The organism is Paraburkholderia sediminicola (genome assembly GCF_046027355.1).
GTDB lineage: Bacteria > Pseudomonadota > Gammaproteobacteria > Burkholderiales > Burkholderiaceae > Paraburkholderia > Paraburkholderia sediminicola_B.
The window spans coordinates 251,072-271,649 of record NZ_JAQQEK010000007.1; the positions used below are offsets into that span (position 1 = coordinate 251,072).

22 protein-coding genes and 2 pseudogenes are annotated in these 20,578 nt (G+C 61.0%); 9 read left to right on the forward strand and 15 right to left on the reverse strand.

Features of this window, described 5'->3' with window-relative positions:
• Positions 1–69: 69 nt before the first annotated feature.
• The 3 genes from PQR42_RS14885 (at position 70) to PQR42_RS14895 (ending at position 1,824) form a co-directional block, all read left to right on the forward strand.
• A complete protein-coding gene (locus PQR42_RS14885; RefSeq protein WP_408217222.1) occupies positions 70–645 on the forward strand; it encodes a LysE family translocator in 576 nt (191 codons plus the stop codon).
• A 454-nt stretch (positions 646–1,099) separates the two neighbouring features.
• Positions 1,100–1,381, forward strand: a complete 282-nt coding sequence (locus PQR42_RS14890) for a CppA family protein (RefSeq protein ID WP_408216994.1) — start codon at positions 1,100–1,102, stop codon at positions 1,379–1,381.
• A 38-nt stretch (positions 1,382–1,419) separates the two neighbouring features.
• The gene (locus tag PQR42_RS14895) at positions 1,420–1,824 is read left to right on the forward strand and encodes a DUF2471 domain-containing protein (RefSeq protein WP_408385327.1); all 405 of its coding nucleotides are present in this window, start codon (positions 1,420–1,422) and stop codon (positions 1,822–1,824) included.
• A 142-nt stretch (positions 1,825–1,966) separates the two neighbouring features.
• Here the strand turns inward: PQR42_RS14895 and PQR42_RS14900 are convergent, their stop codons facing one another.
• Positions 1,967–2,821: a helix-turn-helix transcriptional regulator gene (locus tag PQR42_RS14900; RefSeq protein WP_408385325.1), complete on the reverse strand. Its 855-nt coding sequence runs from the start codon at positions 2,819–2,821 to the stop codon at positions 1,967–1,969.
• Positions 2,822–3,106: 285 nt separating this feature from the next.
• On the opposite strand from PQR42_RS14900, the gene PQR42_RS14905 reads away from it, so the two are divergent.
• Positions 3,107–3,442 (forward strand): cupin domain-containing protein, encoded by a 336-nt coding sequence (locus tag PQR42_RS14905; RefSeq protein WP_408217002.1) that lies wholly within the window; start codon positions 3,107–3,109, stop codon positions 3,440–3,442.
• A 177-nt stretch (positions 3,443–3,619) separates the two neighbouring features.
• On the opposite strand, the gene PQR42_RS14910 is transcribed toward PQR42_RS14905, so the two are convergent.
• On the reverse strand, positions 3,620–4,861 hold the full coding sequence (locus tag PQR42_RS14910) for an NADH:flavin oxidoreductase/NADH oxidase family protein (RefSeq protein ID WP_408385324.1): 1,242 nt from the start codon (positions 4,859–4,861) through the stop codon (positions 3,620–3,622).
• Positions 4,862–5,073: 212 nt separating this feature from the next.
• On the opposite strand from PQR42_RS14910, the gene PQR42_RS14915 reads away from it, so the two are divergent.
• Entirely contained in the window at positions 5,074–5,679 is a 606-nt protein-coding gene (locus PQR42_RS14915; RefSeq protein WP_408385322.1) for a TetR/AcrR family transcriptional regulator, read from the forward strand.
• Between the two features lie 83 nt (positions 5,680–5,762).
• On the opposite strand, the gene PQR42_RS14920 is transcribed toward PQR42_RS14915, so the two are convergent.
• Together PQR42_RS14920 and PQR42_RS14925 are read right to left on the reverse strand one after the other, a co-directional pair.
• A complete protein-coding gene (locus PQR42_RS14920; protein WP_408217010.1) occupies positions 5,763–5,885 on the reverse strand; it encodes a hypothetical protein in 123 nt (40 codons plus the stop codon).
• Between the two features lie 96 nt (positions 5,886–5,981).
• Complete coding sequence (locus PQR42_RS14925; RefSeq protein WP_408493658.1) at positions 5,982–6,296, reverse strand: hypothetical protein; 315 nt, start codon at positions 6,294–6,296, stop codon at positions 5,982–5,984.
• On the opposite strand from PQR42_RS14925, the gene PQR42_RS14930 reads away from it, so the two are divergent.
• Positions 6,295–6,441: a hypothetical protein gene (locus PQR42_RS14930; protein WP_408385319.1), complete on the forward strand. Its 147-nt coding sequence runs from the start codon at positions 6,295–6,297 to the stop codon at positions 6,439–6,441. The genes PQR42_RS14925 and PQR42_RS14930 overlap by 2 nt on opposite strands.
• A 45-nt stretch (positions 6,442–6,486) precedes the next feature.
• Here the strand turns inward: PQR42_RS14930 and PQR42_RS14935 are convergent, their stop codons facing one another.
• From PQR42_RS14935 to PQR42_RS14965, 8 genes and pseudogenes are all read right to left on the reverse strand, one after another.
• Positions 6,487–6,903 (reverse strand): VOC family protein, encoded by a 417-nt coding sequence (locus PQR42_RS14935; protein ID WP_408385317.1) that lies wholly within the window; start codon positions 6,901–6,903, stop codon positions 6,487–6,489.
• Entirely contained in the window at positions 6,900–7,430 is a 531-nt protein-coding gene (locus PQR42_RS14940; RefSeq protein WP_408385591.1) for a helix-turn-helix domain-containing protein, read from the reverse strand. Before PQR42_RS14940 ends, PQR42_RS14935 begins: the two co-directional genes overlap by 4 nt.
• Before the next feature lie 5 nt (positions 7,431–7,435).
• Positions 7,436–7,522: pseudogene (locus PQR42_RS45790) on the reverse strand (DUF6429 family protein); the annotation flags it as partial.
• Positions 7,523–7,749: 227 nt separating this feature from the next.
• Entirely contained in the window at positions 7,750–9,252 is a 1,503-nt protein-coding gene (locus PQR42_RS14945; RefSeq protein ID WP_408385314.1) for a DHA2 family efflux MFS transporter permease subunit, read from the reverse strand.
• Between the two features lie 220 nt (positions 9,253–9,472).
• Entirely contained in the window at positions 9,473–10,078 is a 606-nt protein-coding gene (locus PQR42_RS14950; protein ID WP_408217024.1) for an FMN-dependent NADH-azoreductase, read from the reverse strand.
• Between the two features lie 150 nt (positions 10,079–10,228).
• Positions 10,229–11,266 carry a threonine aldolase family protein gene (locus PQR42_RS14955; RefSeq protein ID WP_408385311.1) on the reverse strand — a complete coding sequence of 346 codons (1,038 nt, stop codon included), beginning with the start codon at positions 11,264–11,266 and terminating at the stop codon, positions 10,229–10,231.
• Positions 11,267–11,374: 108 nt separating this feature from the next.
• On the reverse strand, positions 11,375–12,184 hold the full coding sequence (locus tag PQR42_RS14960; RefSeq protein WP_408385308.1) for a helix-turn-helix transcriptional regulator: 810 nt from the start codon (positions 12,182–12,184) through the stop codon (positions 11,375–11,377).
• A gap of 116 nt (positions 12,185–12,300) precedes the next feature.
• The gene (locus tag PQR42_RS14965) at positions 12,301–13,266 is read right to left on the reverse strand and encodes a LysR family transcriptional regulator (protein ID WP_408217031.1); all 966 of its coding nucleotides are present in this window, start codon (positions 13,264–13,266) and stop codon (positions 12,301–12,303) included.
• Positions 13,267–13,364: 98 nt separating this feature from the next.
• Here PQR42_RS14965 and PQR42_RS14970 point away from each other — a divergent pair, with 98 nt between their 5' ends.
• From PQR42_RS14970 to PQR42_RS14980, 3 genes and pseudogenes are all read left to right on the forward strand, one after another.
• The gene (locus PQR42_RS14970) at positions 13,365–14,195 is read left to right on the forward strand and encodes an SDR family oxidoreductase (protein ID WP_408385305.1); all 831 of its coding nucleotides are present in this window, start codon (positions 13,365–13,367) and stop codon (positions 14,193–14,195) included.
• Positions 14,196–14,260: 65 nt separating this feature from the next.
• A pseudogene (locus PQR42_RS14975) lies at positions 14,261–15,078 on the forward strand (class I SAM-dependent methyltransferase).
• 378 nt (positions 15,079–15,456) lie between these two features.
• Positions 15,457–15,906, forward strand: coding sequence for a hypothetical protein (locus tag PQR42_RS14980; RefSeq protein ID WP_408217040.1), 450 nt, complete (start codon positions 15,457–15,459; stop codon positions 15,904–15,906).
• An 18-nt stretch (positions 15,907–15,924) separates the two neighbouring features.
• On the opposite strand, the gene PQR42_RS14985 is transcribed toward PQR42_RS14980, so the two are convergent.
• Genes PQR42_RS14985 through mdtN form a run of 3 tightly spaced genes read right to left on the reverse strand, consistent with a single transcriptional unit; the run spans position 15,925 to position 20,565 of the window.
• Positions 15,925–17,412, reverse strand: a complete 1,488-nt coding sequence (locus tag PQR42_RS14985) for an MdtP family multidrug efflux transporter outer membrane subunit (RefSeq protein ID WP_408493659.1) — start codon at positions 17,410–17,412, stop codon at positions 15,925–15,927.
• Positions 17,409–19,499 (reverse strand): FUSC family protein, encoded by a 2,091-nt coding sequence (locus PQR42_RS14990; RefSeq protein ID WP_408385300.1) that lies wholly within the window; start codon positions 19,497–19,499, stop codon positions 17,409–17,411. Before PQR42_RS14990 ends, PQR42_RS14985 begins: the two co-directional genes overlap by 4 nt.
• 7 nt (positions 19,500–19,506) lie before the next feature.
• Complete coding sequence (gene mdtN / locus PQR42_RS14995) at positions 19,507–20,565, reverse strand: multidrug transporter subunit MdtN (protein WP_408217048.1); 1,059 nt, start codon at positions 20,563–20,565, stop codon at positions 19,507–19,509.
• Positions 20,566–20,578: the final 13 nt, after the last annotated feature.

Sequence of the window (20,578 nt, forward strand, 5' to 3'; positions counted from 1 at the left end):
ATTAATAGGGATGGCGCGGTGGAAATCAGTTTGTTGACGGCCTTTTGGCTCGTTTCGTTGTCGTTGGTGATGGTTCCGGGTGCAGACTGGGCGTATGCGATTGCGGCAGGCTTACGTGACAGGGCAATTGCACCGGCTATCACGGGAATGCTGTTCGGGTATCTGGCTATCACCCTTGTGGTAGCGGCGGGCATTGGGGCTCTCGTCGCGAGTGTTCCGACCATACTCACCGTTCTGACTATTGTCGGAGCGGGCTATCTAATATGGCTTGGCGGCAATATCCTCGCTCGCCCTTCCGTACCGACTGTCGCTGACGAACGGGTCACGAACACCAGCCTAAAGTGGTCCATTCGTGGATTCGCCACCAGCGGTCTGAATCCAAAGGCGCTTTTGCTCTTTCTGGCGCTGCTTCCTCAATTCACCAGCCGCAATGGTGCGTGGCCGATTTCCGAACAGATAGGGGCAATGGGCATAGTGCACATTGTCAATTGCGCCGTGGTCTATACCCTTGTCGGTGTCGGGTCAAAGATCGTGCTTCGTACGCGTCCGAAGGTTGCGCGCTTGGTCAGCCAAGTTTCGGGAGCCGCTATGATTGTGATTGCCGTGCTTCTGTTGGCCGAGCAGTTGTTAGCGTTTAAGCGATAGATAGCTGCAAAGTTCAACCGGAGGTGTTCGCTGCGATCGTGCAGGTGCCGCAACCAAGGTAGCAACGCGTGCGAAGTGGCTCGCCACAGTCGCGCTGAACCTGGTCATCGCAGCGCCGACCCGCGTTCGGCGTTCGCCGCATTCATATCCTCGACGGAGATCGGCCTCGCTGGCTCCGCGATGATGCCTTTGAGCGCTTTGATACGCCGGGTGGCAGGAGTGCTCACAGTTGCGCTCCTGACGTTATGCGGCCCGGACCTGTTATAGACGCTCCTCTCGCGCCCGGTGATTGGGCAGACGTGCGTCAGCCGCCTCGGCGTGCTCTACGACCAACTGCGCATCGACTTGATCGCCATCTTCTCTTTCCGCCGAGTCCAATATCCTGCGAATTGACTTGCATCCTGGTCAAATACTGTATAAATTTACAGTACTGTTTTTATATACAGGATCGGTCATGAACCAACTCATCCGCATCTTGAACGACGGTGACCGCGAAACGCTTGCGTGGTTGCGCAAGCATGTCGGAGACGTGCGCGTGGCTGCTGCCGCACGACATCTGGGAGGCAACGGCAAACCGTACCTGTCCGCGGTGTGCCGCTATCTCGGCGTACGTCCGCCAACGCCTCATCAACATAGCCGGCCTGTTGAAGACTGTACGGTCGGCGATAACTATCTTGCCCAGATCCGCCAGTTGTTGGCACAGCGAAACCAGGCGTTGTTGAAGCATCAACTTTGATGCTGCGAGTTGCCGCAAGTCTTCAGGAAGATAACCGTATGATTAACGACGCTGCTCTTGATATGGATGTCCACGACACCAATCCTGTCGCCTTCGAACGCGCCCTCCGCAGCGCGTCGCTCGACCTCCAGCAGATCATTGCCACGGTCGCAGGTCGTTACCTCGACAGCGGCCGTCGCCGTTACTCAAGTGGCGCGCGATTGCCAACCTGGCGTACGCTGCTGACAATCGACGAACAGGTCTTTGAGAATCGGGGCTTCCGGTCGAGGCACAACGAGACAGTACGTTCGACGTTTGTCCGGTTTGAGGACAGTCGTTTGTCCGGGATGGATCTCGACGAACCCGTCGACTGGCGACGTGACGACGACAACTTGCCAGCCGTGTATCTGCTCGTGCGCGCACTGGTACAGGCTGACGCTACCGATGTGGCCACTCAGGACTAATGCGCCGATATCAGCCGTTGGCCGTTATGGTTTTGGATGCGCTCCAGAAAGTTCAAAGTTAAACGAACCAAACTCCAGCACCCAATTCTCTGCCCCAGCCAGCTGTGGACGGAATTGACAGTCGACTCGCCACGCCCGGCTGTCACCGCCCTTCCCCAGAGACAAATTGTACGTTGTGTCTGTATTGGCTCGGTGTCACGCCTTGCTGACGAGCAAAGAAGCGCGTGAAGTTTCCAGGCGAGTCGAAGCCCAGATTGAGCGCAATATCCTGAAGTGCCATTTCCTGCTGCGAAACACTTTGAATCGACAGGTCCATCCTCAGCATGCTGCTGAATGTCGCCGGCGTCATGCCTGTCTCCTTGCGGAACAGATGGAAGAAATGTGGACGCGATAACCCAACCGTGTCCGCAAGATCATCGAAGTCAGGTGCGATGCCCCTCACCTGTTTCATCGCCTCGATCGCGCGACGAATCCTGATGTCGTAAGCGATTCCGCCAACGGATCCGGCCGCTGACAGTTCATTCCTTTGGGGCAATACACCGACGAGTTCGCCGGTCATGTCGGCGATCAACCCTTGGACCGCTTGAAGCGACTGGCCTTCACGGTCGGTCAGAATGTCGAGCAGATCAGTATGAAGGCGGCCAAGCTTCCCCTGCAACGCTACGGACGGCCTCGGAAAAAACCGGGGATGAATGCTGTACGCGAAGCGCCGGTCGACCTCCCTCAACCAGTCCGGCTCCAGGTACAGGGCCAGCAGCACGGTCGGCTGCGATTGTGGGCGATGCTCATAGAAGTGCGGCTCCCACGCATTCACGAGTAACACGTTCCTGTCTGACAAAACGTGCTCACGAGCGCGGACTCCGAACTGGATGTCCGGACCGCCTTCCTTGAAGATGACGTGAGAAACCCGATGTGCGTGCAAGACCATGCTTTTGTCCAGCAGCAACAACGCCACTCTTCCAAACGGCCCGTGAATGATTCGCAAAGGCTCCGACATGTTGATTGGGCTCCTGCCGTCCCGATGAATTCAAAGCGCTCCTATTGGCTCAGCCGCTTCGCGCAAAAAATCATCATCCGGAATGATAAATCGGCCTCGTCGGTGACAAGTTTGCATACGGCCGGGACAAGGACAAGTGGGAAATTCGCCTACTCTGGCGTATAGGTTCGCCGCTATCGAAGTTTGATCCCGCGGCCGATCAACACGTTTCGAAGTCCGAACGTGAATGGCGTCTGCTGCAACGCAGAACGCCTCTCGTTACATTCGCACATCAAGGAGACGATCATGGCTGGTGTCGGCAGTGAAAAGGTGTTTGAGAATGACAAGGTCATCGTATGGAATTTCGTTCTCGCTCCGGGCGAGGAAACACCAGTACATACCCATACGCATTCCTACATGTGGTACGCGATCGAAGGTGCCCCCTTGCATATCTTCGACGAAAACGGCGGGGACCTCGGTATCTTCGACGTGCCAACGGGCGCGATTTATTCGCTCAAATGCGAGGACGGGTATCTGGAAGTCCTGTCCGAGATCGGCAAGGGCGCCAAGGTTCCTGCGACGCACAAGGCGCGCAACGAGGGAAGCAAGCCATACCGCGAGGTGCTCGTCGAATACAAATAGCAGCGCGCCTGATTGGGACGCCCTGCTACCCAATCACCGCGAAACTAACGCAGAGGGTACGAGCGTGAGCCTTCACACGCTCGACGGGACTGGCAACGTAACGTCGTCAGCACGAGCGGAGGCCGCCGGTGGGTTCGTTGCGGTCCGGAAACCAGTGGCTCCCGATCACACCATGGCTTAAGCCCGCTGCTGCAGGAGTGCGTTCATGTTGCGCGTCTCGAGTTCGGTGAACTGGGCCACGGCATCAGCGCCATCGAGCGTCAGATCCGCGTCGAGCCCATCCGCCAGACGTTCGAGTTGCATGTTGTTCCATGGCAGAAGATGGAACGGATGGAGCGTGGCTTCGGGACTGGACGCGCGATCAACCTCGCCCGAAAGAATGCGCTTCGGAACTTCAGGATCGGCGATGATTGGGCGGCCGAGTCCGATGACGTCCAGTTCGCCGCGCTCCAGCGATTCGACCATCGCGGCCGTCGTGCGAAACCCGCCGACCACCATCACCGGCATCTTCGCCGCGGCACGAACCGAAGCCGCGAAATCCACGAAAAATGCTTCGCGCTTGACAGTACTTTCGCGCGGCGCGTCTTCTCCTTCGTCCTTTAAGGTAAGGCCGGCGATCTTCGGCTGCTCAAGCGAGCCGCCCGAAAGTTCAAGCAGATCAAGTGTCGAATCGTTGAGCTTCTTCACCAGCTCGATGCACTCGGCGTTGGTAAAGCCGCCCTTTTGAAAGTCGGACGAATTGAGCTTGATCGCAACCGGAAAATCCGGCCCAACGGTGGAGCGGACCGCCGCCAGCACCTCGAGCAGGAAGCGGGAACGGTTTTCAAGCGAACCGCCCCAACGGTCAGTGCGTTTGTTGGCGAGCGGGCTCAGGAACTGCGAAATCAGGTAGCCGTGTGCCGCATGCAGCGAGACACCCGTGAAACCAGCCTCGCGGACTTTCCCCGCCGCGAAGGCGAATTGCCCGATGGCCTGCTGGATCTGCTCCTCGGTCATTTCGCGTGGCGTGGCAAACGAAAAACCGGCGCCCCGCATCACATCGATATCCACGGAGGACGGCGCCAGTGGCGACGTATTGATCGCGTCTTGCACCTGCCGGCCGGTATGGCTGAGCTGGGCCCAGAAATGCGCGCCCTCCGACGTGCCCGCCGCGGCGAGCCGCACCAGTTGCTCCTGTCCGCTATCGTCATGTATCACGATGTTGCCCGGGCGCTCGAGGTGCCACCGATCAACCTGGATATTGCCGGAAAGCAGAAGGCCTGCGCCGGAATGCGCCCAGCGGCGGTACAGCGCTTCGAGACGCGGTGTCGAATGATTGTTGGCATCGGCCATGCCTTCGCTCATGGCCGCTTTGGCCAGGCGATTTGTCAGGATTGCGCCGCCGGGTAACCGGAGCGGCTGTGAGAGTGCGTTGTTCATCCGAATGTCCATCAGGGAAAATTGTATGAAGTCCAGGCGCTTCCGCTGCAAAGCAGGAGCGGTTCGAGCGTCAAACGACAGTGATCGCTGTCGTTTGTAGTATAGTGATCGCTGTCGTATGATGCGTCAAGTAGATAAAAGAGGGACACGTTATGGTCAAGACCTGGTCGGATGACAATCCGAAAGCCGCGCTGATGTCGCGCAAGCGCACGATGATCGTCGACGCCGCGCTGCGGGCGTTCCTTGAGAATGGCTACGCGGAAAGCTCGGTGAACCGGATCGCCGAGGAAGCTGGCGTATCGATCAAGACGCTTTACCGGCACTTCGAAAGCAAGGACGATCTGTTCAGTGCGGTGATGGAGGCGGCCTGCTCGACGACCGACGCGCAGTCCGGTTCGGCAGAGGGAGTCGCAGCGGTTGACGAGCCGGCTTGGTTTAGCGAACCGCCACCCGTCGCGTTGCCGATCGCGGGGGGCGAATATCTTCGGCACGCGCTTTCGGAAGAACAGTTGGCGCTGTATCGCGTCGTGACCCGCGATGCCCCTCGCTTCCCCGAACTCGCGCGCCGCTATCGCGAACAGGTTACGGGTACACGCGATGCGCTATTCGCGAGCTATCTCGACCGATGGCTACCTGTCACAGGCTGGAAAGTCAAAGACAAGTACCGTGCCGCCGCAACCTTCGCGGCACTCCTTAAAGCCACGCTTTTCGACGAGGCGTTGTTCGGCGTGAAGAGCGCAAGCGAGGAAGAAATTGCATCATCCGCCAGAAACGCGGCCGTCCAGATGCTGGCTCTCATCGAAGCCGGTGATGTCTAGCTCGTTCCGCTGATTCCAAACCGCATGCATGCCCGACTCGAACGAAAAGACAGGCATCATCGACGCGATCCCCGATCGGCACGCTACGCCGCTTCGTCGAATGCAGTACTTCGTGTCAGCGTCTCCCACCCGTCAAACTCCTTGAGCATGGCAACAAGCTGTTTGCGCGCAAGGTCAAGCGCGTCAGCGCCGAGCAGCAGATGCATTGGCGGCTGCTTCGCCTTTAATGTCTCGATGATTGCAAGCGCGCCTTTGGCCGAATCGTTGTGTTGCTTTCCGTGCGCGTCGCTCGCGCTCTGACGTCATGCCGCGGGCAAGGCCGCTCCCACCTGCTGGTACACCGCCGTCTCGAAGCCCATGAGTGTCTCGATGACAGGCATGTCGAAGAAGGGCAACAGCTGCGCCATAAGCACCGCGCCGATGCCCTTGGAGCGGTCGATCCAATAGTAGGAGTTGAAGACGCCGGCCCAGTCGCCCGTGCCGCTGCTGCGCATGCCCGGCAAGTCGGCGAGCGTGAGGTGGAAGCCTAGGCCCCGTTCGGCTCGAACTTCCAGACGCCTTTGAATGTCCGGTTCGAGGCGCCACGTGCCTGTGAAAGCTTGGCGGAAGTGCTCCATGACGGCATCCCTGCCCCAGAACCGGTATGCGCGAGCCACGAACGACAAGGCCGTACTGGCGGCGCAAAAAGCCCTCGAAAATATCGAGGCGGAGCGCGATATCACTCCAACCGGTCAATGGGAAACCAGCGCAGTCGACCAATGAGGTGAAGACCGCTACCCGCCCCCGTAACGACGTTTGAGTGACCAATCACGTCGTGCTTCGCGGCTCCTGAATCATCTTCCAGCCGTTGCCGGCGGGGTCGCGGAAACCGGCGTCGACGCTGCCGAAGCGATCGACCGGCTCCTGGGTGAATTCCACGCCGCTCGCCTTTAGCCGGGCGTAGCTGGCGCGGCAATCGGACACCAGCAGGACGAGAGGCGGCATGGCCCCCTTCGCGACCATCGCGCGCAGGGTCTGCGCGGTGGCATCGTCGTGGATGGGCGGGCCGGGTTTGAACAGTCCGAGCTGGAACGAGGGCTGGTCCGGATGCTGGACTGTGAGCCACCGGTAGGAACCGTTGACCACGTCCGTGTGGACGCGGAATCCGAGTTTGTCGACGTAGAACTTGAGCGCTTCGTCCTGATCGTCGACGTACAAGCCCACCACACTAATACCTTGGTTCATGACACCTCCTTGGTTGATGGCCGGAATGTACCTTTGGCCGCGCGGCGGCGCTTCTCCAAAACTGCGATGGTGAGATCGGGACGCTGCGCGGCCCTCAGAACGCAGGCGGGTACGCGGTCGGGCTGCTGCATGGCGGCCTGCGCCTCCCGGCGCATGGCGCCGGGGCTTAGCCCGGTGATGTCGCGGAAGATGCGGCCAAAGGTACCCAGGCTCTCCCAGCCGGTGGCGAAGGCTATTTCCGTAATGCTGAGCGCAGTGTCGCGCAGCAGGGTATTGGCCTGCTCGATGCGCCGTGTCAGCAGGTAGCGATGCGGCGGGATGCCGAAGGCCCGCTTGAAGGAGCGAGCGAAATGAGCCTCGGAGACGCCACTGACCGCGGCCAGGCGCTCGACGGGCCAGGCCTCGTGCGAGGCGGCATCCATGCGGTCTTTGGCGCGTAGCAGGCGGCGCAGCAGGGCTGGATCCTGCAATGGGTCGGCGTCCGCCGGCGCCGGGGACGAGGCAGGCGGTTGATTGGATTCGGCCATGATCAGCCCTTCCATGCGCGGTATCGGTCGTGCAGGGTCAGGTAGGGAAGAACCAAGGCGACTTCATCAATTGCATCGGTATCGATATTCATGGTGTTCCCGCCGCAGCGTTCCTGACCCGCGCACAAAACCGTTCGAGGCTGGCTAGTATCTCATCAGCCGACTTGCTCCAGACAAACGGTTTGGGATTGGCGTGTAGACGTCCGGGCAGTGACGTCTGCATGACGCCATCCATCGCCAGGCGCGATCCGGCGCATTGGATCGCGCTTGCGGTTTTTGCGGGCGGGCGTGATCGACTGCCGATACGGCTCGTGATCGATCAGTAGTGCTCTGTCGCTGCCGCGGTATCCGTTGTGGACGCGGGACCTGATGTCGCTACGCCGTGACTGTCAGCGACCGGTCGCGCACCGGCGCCGCCCGGCTGCCCAGGACGCAACAACAAGCCGCCCAGCACACCCGCCGCCGCAGCGAAGATCGCACCGAACAGAAACGCCACGTGATAGCCGCTATTGAGCGCCGCCGTGGCGCTTTCGGAAGCCTGCATCACGTCGCTGCGCGCGGCAGCAAGACTTGCGAGCACCGCGAGCCCAAGCGCGCCGCCCATCATCAACGACGTATTGACGATACCGGACGCGAGGCCCGAATCGCCCGGATCGACGTCGCTCATGGCAGCCAGCAGCACGGCATTGAATGCGATGCCCGCACCGAAGCCGAACAGGATCATGCCGGGCAGCACGTCGAGCACGAAGCTGCCGTTGATCGGTGCCCGTGCGAACAGCGCGAGGCCACACGCCGCGACCAGCAGCCCGACGGCAAGCGGAAGGCGCAGACCGAAGCGCATCACCACGCGCGCCGATAACCCCAGCGAAAAGAACGCCATGATCAGACTGGCCGGCAAAAACGCGAGTCCGACCTGCAAGGGCCGGTAGCCAAGCACGCGCTGCAGATACAACGCGCAGATGAAGAACCACGCGAACATCGCCGCCGCCCAAAGTACGCCGACCACATTGGCAGTCGCGACATTGCGCAAGCGGAACAGACCGAGCGGCATCAACGGATGCGCCACGCGCGCTTCGATAATGAGGAACACGGCCAACAGCGCCAGCGCGGCAAACAGCAGACCCAGCGTCTGCGCCGAGGTCCAGCCCGCTTCATTGCCGTTCACGACTGCGTACACGGCGAGCATCAGCGAAGCAGTCACCGTCACCGCGCCGGCCACGTCGAGCCGTTCGCCATGCGCATGACCACGTGCCGACGGCAAGAGCGCGACGCACAGCGCATAGACGACGATGCCAATGGGCAAGTTGACGAGAAAGATCCAATGCCAGCTCAGCAGGTTGGTCAGCAACCCGCCGAGCAACACGCCGATGCTGCCGCCCCCCGCGCAGACAAAGCCGTACACGCCCATCGCTTTGGCCCGTTCGCCCGTCTCGGTGAACAGATTCATGATCAGCGACAGCGAAACAGCGGAGACGACCGCGCCGCCCAAACCCTGCACGGCACGCGCGCATACCAGCAGGATTTGCGAATTAGCCATGCCGCATGCAAGCGACGCCAGCGTGAACAGCGTAATGCCGCCGAGGAACAGCTTGCGGTGGCCGTAAAGATCGCCTAGCCGCCCACCGAGCAGCAGGCAGCCGCCGAAGGTCAGCATGTACGCATTGACCACCCATACCAGCGAGGTTTCGGTAAAGCCGAGGTCCGCGGCGATCGACGGCAATGCAACGTTCACGATCGTCGTGTCGAGCACGATCATCAGCACGCCGAGGCATAGAACGATCAGCGCTAGCCAGCGTTTATTGCCGTGGATGGAATGCGTCATGCAGGGGCTCCTTTGCCTTGGTCAACGGGTGTAACCGGATGCCGGACGTGCCGATACCCGCAGAAGGGCATCGGCATGGCCGGCTCCCTTCCGGTTTCGATCAACGCTTGCTCAGCATCGCAAACTGCTCGCGGAAAGCGTCCGCCATGTACGACCACGAACCCGCACCGTGACCCAGGAAGCAGGTAGGCAAGCGTGGAACGGACATGGCGGTGCTACCTCATGCAGCGAGCGCGGCGGTCTCTTTCTTCGCCGAGGCAATCGCCCCACTGCGTGCCTCCTCACCCATCGCCACGCCTTCCGCGCGAATGAAGGTGATATCCGTGATGCCCAGAAAGCCGAAGGCCGCCTTCAGATAGGTTTCCTGATGATCGAAGAAGGCGGCAGGCGTGCCTTCGCTGTAAACGCCGCCGCGCGACGAGGCGATGATCAGCTTCTTGCCGCCGCACAGTCCGGCCGGGCCGTGCTCCCCGTAGCTGAACGTCTTCCCGGCGACAGAGATGCGGTCGATCCAGGCCTTCAGTTGAGAAGGCACGCCAAGGTTGTACATCGGCGCGCCAATGACCACGATATCGGCGGCCAGGAACTCCTCGAGCGCGACCTGGCCCGCGGCGACGTCGGACTTCAATGCCTCGTCGACCGGCGCGCCTTGCGCGGCCGCGAGGTGCGCTGCCGTCAGATGGCCGATCGGTGTGACGGCAAGGTCGAGATGAGTGACAGCAAGGTCGGAATGGCGGGCCCGGAAGGTCGCGGCCACCTCCGCTGACAGATCACGGCTGACGGAGCCTTGCCCGAGGATGCTGGAATCTACGTGTAGCAGTTTCATGCGAATTATCTCCGAAGTGGCAGACGGTGCGTTTGCCGGAAACTCGCACGATAGGCTTCGACATTCGATCTGGATAGCCTATATTTCTAGATGAAACCTATCGCTCTAGTAGATATCTGCTCGACGGGCTGACGCTGAGTCAATGTGCCTTCAAAGTTGGGCGAGCCGAGCCAAAAAGGCGTCGACCTGGTGCTCTTGCGTGGCCCAGGACGTTACCAGGCGAATCACAGAATGATCGTTATCCGACTTTCTCCAAACGTAGAAGGCAAAGTGCTGCGTCAAAGCCGAAATGACAGAATCGGGCAAGATTGGAAATACTTGATTCGTAGCCGTTTCCGCTTCGAGCGCGTAACCGCTGGACACGATCCCAGAGGCGAGCTTTGCCGCCATGGCATTGGCGTGCCTTGCATTTTCAAAGAAGAGATTCTTCACGCCAAATAACTCCTGAAACTGGATACCCAGTAGCCGTCCCTTGGCTAACATGCCGCCGCGTTGCTTGACATGAAAAGCAAAATCCTCCGTCAACGCCGGATTGCACACAACAATGGCTTCACCCAGAAGCGCGCCTGCCTTGGTTCCACCAATCCAGAAAATGTCGACGAGGGAAGCAATATCGGCCAAAGTCACGTCACTTTTGTCTGACGCCAATGCCGCGCCCAAGCGCGCGCCATCGAGAAATAGAATGAGGCCCCGTTGCTTTGCGAGCGCCGAGATCTCCCGCAGTTCCTCGAGGGAGTAGACGGTGCCTGTTTCGGTGGCATTCGACAGATAGATAAGTCGAGGCTTTGCCATGTGCGGAAAATGAGCATTGCTGGCAAGCGCGGCCTCGATATTGGCGGGCGTGAGCTTCCCGTCCACAGCGGGAACGACGATGAGCTTATGGCCAGTTGCCTCAATAGCACCGGCCTCCCTGACTACGATATGTCCCGAGCTCACGGCAATGACGGCTTCGTGCGGACGCAGGCAGCTGGATATCGAAACGATGTTGGCCATGGTCCCGCTTGCGACGTAGTGGATCGCTCCGTCGAACGTGTCCCCCAAGCGGGCCTTGATGCGAGCCGTTGCCTCGGCAGAGTACGAGTCTTCCCCGTAGGGTGCCTGTTGGATGGTGTTGGAGTCCGTCAGGGCGCGGAGAATGTCGGGATGTGCGCCCTCGCTGTAGTCGTCGAGAAAGCTGAAAGTAGTCATTCGGTGTTTCTGCCTTGTATGGAGGCCGCCCAGGATGGGTCCGAGGCCAAAAACCGAAGGCTACCGATCTGTCAGCAAAACGCCTTGTAAAAAATTGCTGCCCCGCCGTCAGAAGCGAGCGGGAGTGACACCATACGCCTCGCGAAACGCCCGCGTGAAATGGCTCTGATCGAAGAAGCCAACGGCGTGCGCGATTTCAGTGATCGGCATGTTCCTATTCGCATTGATCAACGCCACCGCTTTTTCCAGCCGCATGCGCAGTAACCAGGCGTGAGGCGTCATGCCGACAGTGCGTTTAAACAGTTTCAGGAACCGGAATCGAGCGAGGCCAACAAGAAGAGACAGATCTTCCAGAACGATTTTGTCGGCAAGATGCGCCTCGACGAATTCTCGAACAAGTCGCAGTTGCTGAGACGACAAGGCGCCGGCGATGGTTTGAGGAGAGGGTTGCTTCAAACGGGCGAACAGCGACTCCAGCAATTCCAGAACGTAGGTTTCGTTCATGATCGGATCGTTTATCCCCTGCCGAAGGGTTGAGTGCATTTTGAGCAACTGATCTGCGAGGCGGCTATCTTGCAGCACCACCGCGGCCTGCGAGGGGAAATAGTGCTTGCCCGTGATTTCCTCCCCGAAACCATTCAGTAGCGCAGGCGACAGTCGAAAGGTTTGAAGCGTGTACGACTCGTCCGCATTAGCAACCCCGTCGTGAACCTCGCCCGGAGGCATGAGCTGAATTGCGCCACGCGTGAGCAACAGCGATTCCCCACGGAACGATTGACGTTGCACGCCGCTGGCAATGAGTGCGATATGGCTGTCGAGATGATAGTGCGGCTCAAAGCGAAACTCGGCAAACCGAGCCGTGCTAAGGATCAAACCGGGGATGTCGGCTGAGTGACTATATTGGACTTCTTCGGGCATGACTCACCTCCGGTTCGCCGCCGACACCTTGGAGACTAGCCCCGAAAGTTGCGTTGTGAGGCCTTCATTATCCCAGCTTCCTGTGGTCTGCACTTACGCTGTCAGACTTCGCGCTTTCATGTGATCTCCCGACCAACCTGGTTGGCCGATTCGTTAGCGTAATCGGATTTCAAGCTTCTCCTGGGAGCGCCTCCCGTCGACTCCTTCAACAAAGCGATAAATGCCCGCAGCCCCGCGGGAATATGGCGATTGCCAGGAAAGTAAAGGAACAGACCGGGTATGAGCGGACACCACTCGTCCAGCACGGTAACGAGCCGCTTGCGGGCAAGCGCAGCGCGTGCGTATATCTCGGGTACGTAGGCGACCCCGAGTCCGTCGATCGCAGCCTCGATCATCAACGCATTGCTATCCAGTGTCAGCGCACCGGGCGGGTCGATCGTGAATTCCTGGCCGTGACGCGAGAACTCCCAACGATACCGTTTGCCGCTCGGCAAACGCTGCCGGATGCACCGGTGACGAAGCAGATCTTCTGGCGCGACCGGCTTTCCTTGCTTGCGAAGGTAGGCCGGCGACGCGACCGTCAGAAAGCGCATGTCGTCGCCGACTCGCACTGCAATCATGTCCTTGTGCAGCGCCTCGCCAAGCCGGACGCCCGCATCGAATCCGCCCTCGACGATGTCGACAAGACGTCCGTCGGCGACCAGGTCGAGTTCCATCGCCGGATAGAGCGCGAGAAAGCGCGGCACGACTGTCTGCAACAGTAACCTGATTGCCCCTTCACTCCCGTTGATTCTGAGCGTTCCGCTCACTTGCCCGTCGGTACGCGCGACGTCCTCCAGCACTTCATCGAGATCGCCCAGCACCGGATTGAGACGCTTCAGGAAACGCTCGCCCGCGTCGGTCAACGACACGCTGCGCGTGGTCCTATGCAGAAGACGCACGCCCAGGTCGTTTTCCAATCCACGCATGGCGTGGCTCAGAGCTGAGCGGGACACGCCCAGCTGATCAGCGGCCTGCCGGAAACTGCGTCTTGCGGCGACCTCCATGAACGCCTGGAGGTCGGCCAGAGTTGGCTTGTTCATTGGTGAAAATTCCTCACCTCGTCATGCAAATTGAAGGCGGTTCTCATCACAATCATACCGCTCTAGTATGAATGGCAAGAACTCAACAGGAGCTGAGCATGGCAAAGAACTGGTTGATTACCGGCGCGTCGAGCGGGCTTGGGCGCGAACTCGCCGAACGGCTGCTGGCACGCGGTGACGGTGTCGTGGCGACAATACGCAAAAAAGGGGCGCTGGACGATTTGCAGGCGCGGTATCGCGAGCGTTTGCATGTGGCGGAGTGCGACGTGACCAACGCGAATGCCGTCAGGGCCACTGTCGCCCAGGCGTTCGAGGTCATGGGACGGCTCGATGTTGTCGTCAGCAACGCGGCCTACGGGTTATTCGGTGCCGCGGAGGAACTGACTGACGCGCAGATCGACCGTCAGATCGCAACCAATCTGACCGGCTCGATTCAGGTGATTCGTGCTGCCATTCCGTTCCTGCGGAATCAGCGCGGTGGCCGTATTGTCCAGGTGTCATCGGAAGGCGGTCAAATTACGTACCCGGGTTTCAGCCTTTATCACGCGACCAAATGGGGTATCGAGGGCTTTGTCGAAGCGGTCGCAAAGGAAGTCACATCTTTCGGCATCGATTTTCTGATCGTGGAACCCGGTCCGACGCGGACGAATTTCGGCGCCGGTCTCGATCACGCGACGCCGATGAGTTGCTATGAACCTACGCCCGCCGGCGAGATTCGGCGTGCGATTGCGTCGGGGAACTTTGCCAGCTACGGGGACGCCGGGAAAACGGTGGACGCAATGATCGCCGCGATTGACAGCCCGAATCCGCCGCTGCGCCTGGCTTTGGGCCAGTCCGCTTACCATTCGATACGCGAGGCGCTCCTTGGCCGATTGAAGGTATTGGAAGCGCAAAAGGACGTAGCGCTGTCAGTCATGGAGCAGTCTTAGAACCCAGCGACTGTTCAATATGTCCCGCTGCGCCTAACATTACTGCAAGAGCAGGAAGGAGGCGCATGGACAACTTTGGTACCGACACTCGCTTCACTGGCTCGATCCCCGAGCTTTATGACAGCCTCCTTGTTCCGCTGATCTTCGAACCCTATGCCGCAGATCTCGCGAACAGGGTAGCTGCGCGTCATCCATCGCGTGTGCTTGAGACCGCTGCCGGCACTGGCGCAGTGGCCCGCGCGATGGCCCATGCATTGCCCCTGCATGTTGATCTGGTTGCGACCGACCTGAATCAGCCGATGCTGGATCGTGCGGCGGCATCGGCACCCCAAGGCCGGTAAAGTGGCAACAGGCAGACGCGACGCGGCTGCCGTTCGACGACGCGAGTTTCGACGTCGTGGTCTGCCAGTTCGGGGTCATGTTCTTTCCGGACAAAGCGCGTGCGTTTTCCGAAGCTCGGCGCGTACTTCGGCACGACGGCGTGCTGTTGTTCAACGTCTGGGATCGCATCGAGGAAAACGAGTTTGCCAATGCCGTCACAGCAGCGCTTGCTGGTCTCTTCCCCGCGGATCCTCCACTTTTCATGGTGCGCACGCCGCACGGCTATTTCGACCCGGAAGTGATCTCGCGCGACCTCGCGGATGCGGGCTTCAGCGCGGCGCCACGCTCCGAGACGATCGCGGCGCGTAGCCGCGCGGCATCGGCTCGCGTGCCGGCCGTCGCCTATTGCTAGGGAACGCCCTTGCGCAATGAGATCGAGGCCCGTTCTGGCGTAAGTGTGGACGACGCTACGTCAGCGTGCGCCACTGCGATCGCTGAGCGATCCGGCACGGGACCGGTCGACGGGAAGATTCAGGCACACGTGGTCGTCGTCCAGCGCTGACACGCCCGGCATTGCCGCGGCATCTGATGGCCGCGATCGGGCCGACGATACTCCGTGCCAGCGACGGCCGGTTGCAAAGTCAAACGGTCATTCACGCAGCGACTTTCCTCCAACGGATATGGGTCCGCGAACGCTAACTCCGTTACATACGCCCGTGTGACCGAAGCCAATACGCAGACTGGCTGTATCGATGGCGCGGGTAATCGCCACTAACCCGGCATAAAGAGGCGTCCACCCATCCATGCTGACAATCGTCGGCGCGGCCTCGCGAATCACTTCCACTTCTGCCGTCTTTGCACTCCGAGCCCCAATCTCCAACTCCAGAATTTCCCGTGCCGCGTTAATATGGATAGCTGAATGACAACGTGAGGATAGTCTATGAATGCATCGGTTATCTCTGCCCTGGCTGCACTTGTCGGCGCCGCCATCGGCGGCATGACTTCGGTTCTTGCCTCGTGGCTGACCCAACGCACCCAGGTTCGCGCGGAGTGGCTAGCGCATGACCTCACCTGGCGGCAGGAGCTGTACAAGGCGTTCATCGAGGATGCGACGAATTGCTATGTCGACGCGCTGCAACACACCCAGCCCGATCTCGCCGGGCTCGGCAACCTCTACGCGAAGATCAGCCGTATGCGCATCCAGTCGTCGCGCGAAGTCGCGGACGAAGCCGACGTGATCGGACGCAAGATCGTGGACACCTATCTCGCGCCGGACAAGTCCTTCATCGAGATTCGCGAGATGCTCGCGGATGGCTCGATCGACATTCTCGGCAAGTTCGGCGACGTGTGCCGCGCGGAACTCGAATTGCTGCGCGCACAGCAGTTCTGACCAGCACACGTGCGCCGTTCAACGCGGCTTCAGTTCGACAGGCGGATCGGCGAGATAGCCGCCGCCGAGCTCCTTCGTCAACGCAATCTCCTGACTGAGCACTTGACCATTGAGCGTGAGCAGCGCGACCTTTTCCACGATCACGGGCTGGCGCGCTTCGAGCGCCGCAAGCCGGCTCGTCAGTCCGCGTTGATAATAGGCTTCGACACTGTCCCTCGTGAACGCCACCGATTCGATCCGTTGTTTCTGCAACGCGGTCTTCGCATCGAGGGACTGCAGACGGCTGCCCGTCTGAGCGACATCGCGTACGGCGTTGAGAACGGCCTGGTTGTACTGCTCGATCAACAGGTTGCTCCCCTCGCGTACGCCGCTCAGGTTCGCGTTGAGCCTGCCGCCGTCGAAGATCGGCAAGGTCAGGCCCGGAATCAGGTTGATCTGCTGGCTTGCATGCGTGAAGAGGTCGGCGAGGTGCAAGGCTTTGAAGCCGAAAAATGCCTTGATGTCGAAGCTCGGATAAAACGCCGCCTTCGCCGCATCGATCCGGTCGAACGACGCCTCGACATACCATCGCATCGCCTGCAGGTCAGGACGCCGGGCCAGCAGTTCGTACGAGAGGGTCGCCGGCAAGGCCGCGTGCGAGCGCGGTAGCGCGACGGGTTCGATGGCGGGCAGGCCAGCGGGTCCCGCGCCGACCAACGCGCGCATCGATTCGCGCAGCTGCTTGATCTGCCCTTGCGCCGACACGATCTGCCCTTCGATAGCCAACTGCTGCGCGCGCGCTTCTTCGAGCTGTGTGCGGGCCTCGAGGCCTCGCGCCGCTCGCCCTTCGTGTGCTTCCACCGCGAACGCCGCGATCTCATGCGATTCGTCCAACAAATCGATGAGCTGATAAGTCGTTTGGATACCGTAGTAAAGCTGCGCGACATCCGTCGAGATTTCGAGTTCGACAGCGGACGTCTCGGCGAGCCGCGCATTGCTCACGCCGAGCGACGCGGCGACCTCCGCACGTTGCTTGCCCCAGATGTCGACGTCCAGGCTCGCGCCAAGCCCGACGACACCTTCCGTGTACCACGGCCCCGTCAACCCCGCAGCCGGTTCGTTCCTCGCGAACGGGCCGAGAAAACCGTTCGCGGAAATATGCTCGCGATCCAGCGACGCCAGCGCCGCCACCTGAAGGTTGGATCCCGCTCTGGTAAGCTCCACATCCGACTTCGCTTGCGCGACGCGCGTGCGCGCAATCACCATCGTCGGCGCATCGGCGAGCGCCTGATCGATCAGCGCGTCGAGCTGGGCATCGCGATAGCGCGTCCACCAGCGTGCGGCGGGCCAGCCGTCGCGCGCGAGATGAATGTCGTCCGCGAGATTGATCTGCTCGGGCGCGATCTCGGTGTAGGGCGTGCCGTTATGATGAATCAGCGCGCAACCCGATAGCACAGACGATATCCACGCGACGCATAAAAAGCATCGACGCCATCGCCAATCGCACAAACCCGATCGCGCGTTCATGCTCGTACCGCCGGTGATGCCGGGGCCGCGACGGCTGCCTCGACGCGCCAGTCCGGCAACCCCGCAATCTGCCGCGACAGTTCGTCCGCTGCGGCGATGAGCGGCTGATCGGCCAGTGGAGCCGGTTCGACCGCATGCGCGGCGATCTCGATGCGCCGCGGCGCGTGTGCATCGGGTGGGTTGGCCGCGAGCTCATCCGCGTACCGGTTGAGTTCGGCGCTGGCCTGTTCCTGGGCCGCATGCACTGCGTCGATGGTGCGTGGGCTCGACGATCCCGCTTGCACCACGAGCGCGTTGCGCAACGCATTACCCGCCAGCATGATCTCGCGTCCTTGCGCGAGCACCGTTTGCGCGAGCAGTGTCAGTTGCGACTGCTCGCCTTCCTGCCAGCCGGGTTCGAGCGCGACACGCGAGAGCGTGGTCTCGCAATCGGCCAGCACGGCCCACGCCTGCAACTGGCGCTGTGCATGCGGCATCTCATCCCCTTTCTCGGCGCCAGCCTGCGATGGGCGCAACAGGGTCGCGAGCTTCTGCCGCAGCACGTCGCCCTCGCCCTCGCGCCAGAACGACATCTGCACGAAGGTCGCCACGCAAACGCCCAGCAGAATGCCGACCATCCGGTCGCGGATTTCAGTGAGATTTGTGGTCGGGCCGAACTCGCCAAGCAGCGCTAGCGAAAACGTAAACATCACCTGGAGGCCGGCATAACTGATCCTCTCCGAACCCGCCGTTACCCACGCCCCGAGCGCCACGACAGGCAACGCAATCAGCAGAAGGCCGGCAATGTCGTCGAAATGCGGAATGATGAACACAACCATGAACAGCGCCAGCGCGCTACCGACGGCGGCCCCCGAGAGCCGCAGCAACGCACGCTGCGTCGATGCGCCAAGGCTTGGCAGCGCGACGATCAGGCAGGTCAGCATGACTGTGTGGACGCCTTGCCAGTCGACGGCGTTGTAGAACACGTAGCAGACGAGAACAGCGAGCAGCGTCTTCAGCGAAAAGCGCGTGTACGCCGGATTGGTCCATGCGTCGGGCGCGACCATCGGCTCGCTCGCGGGTGGCTTGCCGGCCGCGGCGGCACCGCTTGTGACAAGATCGGCGTACGCGCGCAGCGCCCGCTGCGATTCGGCAGCGGCAGGAATCGTGTCGGCGGCATTGCGCTCTTCAGGTGTCGCCGTGCTCACGTAGCGATAGGGCTCGCCGGTCATGACCGAGTCGTCGAGCGCGCGGCAGTTCGCACGCAACTCGCGCAACATCGCCAATTGCGCTGCCGACATGCCTGGCCAACTGAGCGGCAGTTCACTCGCTCCGCGATAAAGCCGCGACACGGTCGCAATGCACGCAAGCTGTGACGCCTGATGCTCGCGATAGTGAGCATCACGCATCGTCGTGAACCGTAGCAGTTTCTGCAGCGTAAGCGCTCCCTGCTGGACGGCCGCCAGCGTGATCGGCGCGGCGCTCGCGGTGCCGTCGATCAGCTGCGTCAGGCGCGCGTCCAGCGTCACGAGTTGCCGATGGATTTCCTCCTTGAGTTGCAATTGCGGTTCGGCAGGCAGCAGCAACGTATTGACCACGAGCGTCAGCGCGATCGGATAGTTGACGGCGACCCACACCCACAACACCGCGCGGATCAGCAGGTCGGCCTGGTCGGTCTGGTCCACGAAACTCTGCACGTAGATCACGACGATCGCGACGATGAAGAACACCACGCCGATCTTGAGCACCCGGAGCAGGTACACGCTGCCGAAAAACATCAGACTCGCGATGACGATGCGCAGCAACGGATAGTCGAATGTAAACTTCAGCAGCAAGATCGACAGGCCGATGGCGAGCGTCGATCCGACCATGAACATCACGCCGACCAGCCGCGTGAGCACCACGTTCGACTGCGTGACGTAGAACACCACCAGCAGCGACAGCGCGAGTTCGGGCACCTCGAGCGCCATCGACACGACGATCACGATGGCGCTTGTCAGCATGCAACGCAACATCACGTTGAGACGCCCGGGGAACGGCGCCAGCTCGCGCCTCAGGAAAGCGCCTGCATCGCGCAGCGTGACGGGCAGATAGTCGGCGGCGGTCATGGGTTTCTCAATGGCGCTCACCGTTATCGCCGCGCCCGGGTTCCAGCACCGCCACCGCCGACGTACCGACGCGAAACAGTTCCGGATTCGGCTTGTCGATACGGATCTTCACAGGGAAACGCTGCGATACATGCACCCAGTTAAGCGTGCGTTGAATGCGGGGCAATCCGCCAGGCAATGCAAGGCCGGCTTCATCGGGCGCGATGCCATAGCTGATCGAATCGACGCTGCCCTGAAAACGCTGGCCCGTATCGCTCATCAGGTAGACCGTGGCAGGCGTCCCCGCCCTGACGCCCTTGAGTTCGGTCTCGCGAAAGTTCGCGACAACGTACCAGTGGCGCGTATCGATCAGGGTGAAGACCGGTTTGAGCGCCGTGGCAAACTGGCCTGTCGACGTTTTCAATGACACGATGCGTCCGTCGAACGGTGCTCGCACCGTCGCATACTCCAGATTCAGCTCGGCAGTCGCGATCTCCGCCATGACGACGGCACGTTGCGCCACCAGCGCATCGACGCCGCTCACGGCCGCCGCCGCCTGCTGCGCCTGCAGTTGCGCGGCGCTGAGTTCGGCCTGCGTGGAGCGTTGCGCGGTGCGTGCACGGTCGACGTCTTCAGCCGACACATAACCGTGTGACAACAGTGGCTCCATGCGGTGCAGCGTATCCGACGCCTGGCCGGCTGCGGCTCGCGCGCGCTCGACGGCCGCACGCACCGACTGCGCGTTGTACTGCTGCGCATTGACCGTGCGCTGGGTCAGCTCGATCTGGCGGTCGAGCGCGACGAGGGATGCGTTGCCCCGCGCGAGCGCATCCTGATACGGGCGCGGATCGATACGGAACAGCAGATCGCCTTGTTTCACCGCTTGATTGTCGCGCACGGCCAGTTCGACGATGCGGCCGCTGACCTCGGGCACCACGTCGATCGTATCCGCGTAGACATAGGCGTCGTCGGTGCGAGGCGCGCGGTCCCACAGCCGGATGACGTAGACGAGCAGCAACAGCGTCACCACGACCATCACGATGGCCGGCCATTTTCTCTTCGATGTCCTGCTGGCTGGGGTCGCCATTCATCCACCCGAC

Coding starts and splice junctions, on each gene's coding strand:
- PQR42_RS14910 (WP_408385324.1), bottom strand. CDS start 4,861: ATGAACAACGCACTCTCACAGCCGCTCCGGTTACCCGGCGGCGCAATC.
- PQR42_RS14925 (WP_408493658.1), bottom strand. CDS start 6,296: ATGGAGCACTTCCGCCAAGCTTTCACAGGCACGTGGCGCCTCGAACCG.
- PQR42_RS14885 (WP_408217222.1), top strand. CDS start 70: ATGGTTCCGGGTGCAGACTGGGCGTATGCGATTGCGGCAGGCTTACGT.
- PQR42_RS14950 (WP_408217024.1), bottom strand. CDS start 10,078: ATGAAACTGCTACACGTAGATTCCAGCATCCTCGGGCAAGGCTCCGTC.
- PQR42_RS14940 (WP_408385591.1), bottom strand. CDS start 7,430: ATGGCCGAATCCAATCAACCGCCTGCCTCGTCCCCGGCGCCGGCGGAC.
- PQR42_RS14900 (WP_408385325.1), bottom strand. CDS start 2,821: ATGTCGGAGCCTTTGCGAATCATTCACGGGCCGTTTGGAAGAGTGGCG.
- PQR42_RS14930 (WP_408385319.1), top strand. CDS start 6,295: ATGACGGCATCCCTGCCCCAGAACCGGTATGCGCGAGCCACGAACGAC.
- PQR42_RS14895 (WP_408385327.1), top strand. CDS start 1,420: ATGATTAACGACGCTGCTCTTGATATGGATGTCCACGACACCAATCCT.
- PQR42_RS14920 (WP_408217010.1), bottom strand. CDS start 5,885: ATGCATCTGCTGCTCGGCGCTGACGCGCTTGACCTTGCGCGCAAACAG.
- PQR42_RS14890 (WP_408216994.1), top strand. CDS start 1,100: ATGAACCAACTCATCCGCATCTTGAACGACGGTGACCGCGAAACGCTT.
- PQR42_RS14965 (WP_408217031.1), bottom strand. CDS start 13,266: ATGAACAAGCCAACTCTGGCCGACCTCCAGGCGTTCATGGAGGTCGCC.
- PQR42_RS14970 (WP_408385305.1), top strand. CDS start 13,365: ATGGCAAAGAACTGGTTGATTACCGGCGCGTCGAGCGGGCTTGGGCGC.
- PQR42_RS14905 (WP_408217002.1), top strand. CDS start 3,107: ATGGCTGGTGTCGGCAGTGAAAAGGTGTTTGAGAATGACAAGGTCATC.
- PQR42_RS14980 (WP_408217040.1), top strand. CDS start 15,457: ATGAATGCATCGGTTATCTCTGCCCTGGCTGCACTTGTCGGCGCCGCC.
- PQR42_RS14960 (WP_408385308.1), bottom strand. CDS start 12,184: ATGCCCGAAGAAGTCCAATATAGTCACTCAGCCGACATCCCCGGTTTG.
- PQR42_RS14935 (WP_408385317.1), bottom strand. CDS start 6,903: ATGAACCAAGGTATTAGTGTGGTGGGCTTGTACGTCGACGATCAGGAC.
- mdtN (WP_408217048.1), bottom strand. CDS start 20,565: ATGGCGACCCCAGCCAGCAGGACATCGAAGAGAAAATGGCCGGCCATC.
- PQR42_RS14945 (WP_408385314.1), bottom strand. CDS start 9,252: ATGACGCATTCCATCCACGGCAATAAACGCTGGCTAGCGCTGATCGTT.
- PQR42_RS14915 (WP_408385322.1), top strand. CDS start 5,074: ATGATCGTCGACGCCGCGCTGCGGGCGTTCCTTGAGAATGGCTACGCG.
- PQR42_RS14955 (WP_408385311.1), bottom strand. CDS start 11,266: ATGACTACTTTCAGCTTTCTCGACGACTACAGCGAGGGCGCACATCCC.
- PQR42_RS14990 (WP_408385300.1), bottom strand. CDS start 19,499: ATGACCGCCGCCGACTATCTGCCCGTCACGCTGCGCGATGCAGGCGCT.
- PQR42_RS14985 (WP_408493659.1), bottom strand. CDS start 17,412: ATGAACGCGCGATCGGGTTTGTGCGATTGGCGATGGCGTCGATGCTTT.